Consider the following 3,782-nt stretch of genomic DNA (forward strand, 5'->3'; position numbering starts at 1 on the left):
CGACGGCGCGGGCCAGCGTCGTCTTGCCGGAGCCCGATTCGCCGATGACGCCCACGGCCTGGCCGCGCTCGAGCCGCAGGTCGATGTCCTGCAGGATGCACACCCGCGGCCGGCCCTGGGCATCCCGCGCGCCGTAGCCGGCGCTCAGGCCGCTGACCTCCAGCAGCGTCGGCGTGCTGCCGGCGTCATGGCCCGCATCGCGCGCCACCGGCCGTGCGGCGGCCAGCAGTTCGCGGGTGTACTCATGCGCTGGCTGGCTGATCACACGGTCGGTGCCACCCAGCTCCTGCATGCAGCCACCGCGCAGCACCAGGATGTGATCGGCCATCTGGGCCACGACCGCCAGGTCATGACTGACGTAGACCGCCGTGACCTGGCGCTCGCGCACCACCCGCTTGAAGGCGCGCAGCACCTCCACCTGCGTCGTCACGTCCAGCGCCGTGGTCGGCTCGTCGAGGATGACAACATCGGGGTCGGTGATCAGCGCCATCGCCGCCATCAGCCGCTGCAGCTGGCCGCCTGACACCTGGTGCGGGTAGCGCGCGCCAATGCCTTCCGGGTCGGGCAGCGCCAGCTCGCGGAACAGCGCGATCGCCTTCAGTTCAGCCGCCGGGCGCGACAGCGTGCCGTGCAGCGTCGCCGGCTCCACGACCTGGTCGAGGATGGTGCGCGACGGGTTGAACGACGCCGCCGCGCTCTGCGCGATGTAGGTGACCTTGCGGCCGCGCAGGCCGCGCAGCTGGCGCGGGTCGAGCTTGAGCACGTCGACATCGCCGATGCGGACCTGCCCCGCCGCGATGCGGCAGCCTTGACGCGCATAGCCCATCAGGGCCAGCGCCGTGGTCGTCTTGCCCGAGCCGGACTCACCGATCAGCGCCAGCACTTCACCGGGGTGGATCGTGAACGATAGCGCGTCGACCAGCGTCGCGTCGCCGGCTGTGACCGTCAGATTGCTCACTTCAACAAGGCTGCCCATCAGCGTGCTCCCCTCTCGCGGGCCTTGCGACCCGGCAGGTTGTCGATCACCAGATTCACGGCGATGGTCAGGCTGGCTATTGCCCCGGCCGGCGCAATCACCGAGGCGCCACCATCGGCCAGCGCGCCGATGTTCTCGCGCACCAGCGAACCCCAGTCCGCCATCGGCGGCTGCACGCCCAGGCCGAGAAAGCTCAAGGACGCCAGCAGCAGCACGACGTAGACGAAGCGCAGCCCCAGGTCGGCCAGCATCGGGCCGAGGATGTTGGGCAGGATCTCGCGCCGCATCACATACCAGGTGCCCTCGCCGCGCGTGCGGGCCACGGTCACGTAGTCCATCGCATTGATGTTCACGGCCAGCGAGCGGCCGATGCGGTAGGCGCCCGGCACATAGATGACGGCGGCCGTCAGGATCAGCACGGGCACCGACGAACCGAAGCCGGCCACGATCAGCAGCGCGAACATCTTGCTCGGAATGGCCGTCAGCGTGTCCAGCAGGCGGCTCAAGGTCCCGTCGATCCAGCGCCCGCTGGCGGCCGCCAGCAGCGCCAGCAAGGTGCCCGTGCCGCTGGCCAGCAGTGTGGCGACCAGAGCCACGCCGACGGTGTAGCGGGCACCTTCGATGACGCGGGCCAGCATGTCGCGGCCCAGATAGTCGGTGCCTAGCCAGTGGTGGGCGTTGATGGGTGCGAACACGGCACCACCGCCCTGGGCGCCGGTGCGGGCCAGCAGCGCGGGGCCGAACAGTGCGGCCAGGACCCAGAAGGTCAGGACCACGAGGCCGAGCAGACCCGAAGGGCCGAACTGCGCGAGCCGGCGGCGCCAGGCCACCGAGCGCCCGACAGGCAGGGGAATGGAAATGACGGTCATGCCTGTGCTCCGTTCAGCGGTGACGCAGCCGCGGGTTGGCGACGATGCCGCAGATGTCCGCGGCCGTGACGAGGATCAGATAGCCGCTGCAAAACAGCATGGCGCAGGCCTGCACCAGTGGCGTGTCGCGTTGCGCGACACCGTCGACCATCAGCTTGGCCACGCCGGGATAGTTGAAGATCGTCTCGACGATGATCACGCCGCCCAGCAGGTAGGACAGGCTCAGCGCCACCGCGTTGGCGATCGGGCCGACGGCGTTGGGCAAGGCGTGGCATATGACGATGCGCAGCGACGAGGCGCCCTTCAGGCGAACCATCTCCACATAGGGCGCCTCCAGTTGGTCGATGACCGCCGCACGCGTCATGCGCATCATCTGGGCGACGATCACGCAGGTCAGCGTCAGCACCRGCATCGCGAAGGCCTTCAGCACCTGGCCCATCGATTCGATGTCGTTGACATAGGACAGCGCCGGCAGCCAGCGCAGCTGCACCGCGAACACCAGCACTGCCAGCGTCGCGATCAGGAACTCCGGCACCGAGACGACACCCACCGAGGCCGTGGACGCGGCGCGGTCGAACCACGAGCCCCGCCACACCGCCGACGCGATGCCGGCCGCCAGCGCGATCGGCACCGAGAACAGCGCCGTGATGGCGGCCAGCAGCAGCGAGTTGGGCAGCCGCGAGCCGATCAGCTCGGCCACCGGCTGGTAGGCCGTCGCGGACTTGCCGAAGTCGCCATGCACCAGGCCGCCGAGCCAGCGCAGGTAGCGCGTGGGAGCCGGAACGTCGAGCCCCATCTGCGCCCGCAGCGCAGCCAGGGCCTCGGGCGTGGCGTCCTGGCCGAGCTGCTCCTGGGCCGCGTCGCCGGGCAGCACCGCCGTCACGGCGAAGACGATCACCGACACCGCCAGCAGCGACAGCAGCGACAACGCGATGCGCTGCGCGAGCAGCTTGAGGATGATCCCGTTCATAGGATGCCTTGCGCGGTGGAGAGTGCGGCGTCAGGCTGCGAGCCAGACGTTCTCGGCAAAGTTGTAGCCCATCAACCCGCCCAGCGGGATGGGTGACAGGCCCTTGACCTTGGTGCTGTGGCCGTCAAGGCTGGCCAGGAACAACGGGATGCCGATGCCGGCCTCCTGGTGGATCAGCGTCTGCATGTCGGCATACATCTGGCGGCGCTTGGCGAGGTCGGTCTCGCCGCGCGCGGCAACGAGCAGCTGGTCGAACTTCTCGTTCTTCCAGCGCGACTCGTTCCACTGCGCATCCGACTTGAAGAACTGCGTCAGCAGCATGTCGGCACTCGGCCGCGGGTTGACGTTGCCGAAGCCGACGGCGCTGTTGAGCCAGTGGTTGGACCAGTAGCCGTCGGCCGGCATGCGCTTGACGTCGATGTCCAGCCCGACCTCCTTGGCGGTCTGCTGCAGCAGCAACGCCATCTCGACCGAGTACAGCGCGGCGGGTGAGCACACCACCGGCACCGCGCTGGACACGCCCGCTTTCTTCAAGTGGAACTTCGCCTTCTCGGGGTCGAAGGCGCGCTGCGGCAGGCCGGCGAAGTGGAAGCGGTTGGTGGGGTCGATGGGCTGGTCGTTGCCGATGACGGCCTGGTCCAGCGCAATGGTCTTCTTCATCTGCTCGCGGTCGAACAGATGCTTCATGCCCAGCACGAAGTCGGGGTTGGCGCCAGGGCCGGTGTCGCGCCGCATGGTCAGGTCGGAGTACTGGCCCGACTGCGTCTTGAACACGGCAAAGCCCGGCGTACCGGCGATGCGCGCCAGTGAGCGCGGGTTGACCGCACCGACAAGGTCGATGCCACCCGACAGCAGCGCGTTGACGCGGGCGTTCTCGTCGCTGATGCCGACGAACTCGATCTCGTCCAGATAGGGCTTGCCGGGCTTCCAGTAGGCCTCGTTGCGCACGACGACCGAACGCACGCCG

General features: G+C 68.8%; 4 protein-coding genes. All 4 read right to left on the minus strand.

The genetic code is table 11. The features are described from left to right. Positions 1 to 976 (minus strand): ATP-binding cassette domain-containing protein (locus tag AC1DU6_RS23110; protein WP_477859889.1); only part of this gene is annotated, 976 nt, incomplete at its 3' end. Further along, entirely contained in the window at positions 976 to 1,845 is an 870-nt protein-coding gene (locus AC1DU6_RS23115) for an ABC transporter permease (protein ID WP_457322494.1), read from the minus strand. The genes AC1DU6_RS23115 and AC1DU6_RS23110, both read right to left, overlap by 1 nt. A gap of 13 nt (positions 1,846 to 1,858) precedes the next feature. Continuing rightward, positions 1,859 to 2,815, minus strand: coding sequence for an ABC transporter permease (locus tag AC1DU6_RS23120; RefSeq protein ID WP_477859891.1), 957 nt, complete (start codon positions 2,813 to 2,815; stop codon positions 1,859 to 1,861). Positions 2,816 to 2,845: 30 nt separating this feature from the next. Further along, the coding region (locus tag AC1DU6_RS23125; protein ID WP_477859893.1) for an ABC transporter substrate-binding protein at positions 2,846 to 3,782 on the minus strand (937 nt) is incomplete at its 5' end.

The organism is Roseateles sp. P5_B10 (genome assembly GCF_056400485.1).

Coding starts and splice junctions, on each gene's coding strand:
- AC1DU6_RS23115 (WP_457322494.1), bottom strand. CDS start 1,845: ATGACCGTCATTTCCATTCCCCTGCCTGTCGGGCGCTCGGTGGCCTGG.